The sequence below is a fragment of the Roseburia sp. OF03-24 genome (assembly GCF_003463035.1).
Lineage (GTDB): Bacteria > Bacillota > Clostridia > Lachnospirales > Lachnospiraceae > Roseburia > Roseburia rectibacter.
On sequence record NZ_QSCK01000089.1, the window covers coordinates 1 to 758 of the forward strand.

Below are 758 nucleotides of genomic sequence, written 5' to 3' on the forward strand. Positions count from 1 at the left end.
AATATCCATACTTGTTATTCACCTCTTTCCTTTTACTAAAAGGGGAACTCTTTTTCCCCAATCTTAGAAGCCTAAGAATGTCAGTACTGTTGAAATACCAGCCATCATGACACCTGCTACAATTCCTTTCAGTGCAGAGTTCATAGTAGATGAATCCTGCTGCTGATAGGCTTGTGCGAACTCCATGACATTCTTTGCAAGAATGATGACACCAACAGCACCAATGACTGCAATGATAAGTGTCTTTAAGTTCTCAAGCGGCTGTGTTACTGCGGAAGTACCTGTACCTGCAGCAAAACAAGTAGTGCTCATAAGCATTACTCCCATAAGTGCTCCGGATACTGCCGGAACCATTCTTTTCTTAAAATGAAGTAATCTTCTCTTCATGCCTTTTCCCTCCAAACCCTTGTTTTCTGCACTATTGCAGACTGAATTGTTAGTTACTGTAATCTGTTCTTTTCTCATGATAAAAATCTCCTTTTTCTTGATGTGTGACAGATATGGAAAAAGCCAGAAAGGAATGTACACATTCCAATCCGGCTGATTTCCGAACGGAATATATACATTCCTCTCTGTCTTTGTTTTTTTACTATATGATTATCAGGCAATGCCTGTTGTAAAGATTAATCGGGCTTTCCCCGATGCGTTGTGCTTCAACCACCTCCTTTTATGGCATGAAAAAAGCACTCTAACCTATTATTGGCTAAAGTGCTTTGTAAAACAGTTATTAAATTATTTATCAGTCAGACAAACTTGAA

1 protein-coding gene is annotated in these 758 nt (G+C 38.8%); it reads right to left on the reverse strand.

From position 1 onward, the window contains the following. Positions 1 to 63: 63 nt before the first annotated feature. On the reverse strand, positions 64 to 465 hold the full coding sequence (locus tag DXA60_RS18500; RefSeq protein WP_044986705.1) for a hypothetical protein: 402 nt from the start codon (positions 463 to 465) through the stop codon (positions 64 to 66). Between the last annotated feature and the right edge of the window lie 293 nt (positions 466 to 758).

Coding starts and splice junctions, on each gene's coding strand:
- DXA60_RS18500 (WP_044986705.1), bottom strand. CDS start 465: ATGAGAAAAGAACAGATTACAGTAACTAACAATTCAGTCTGCAATAGT.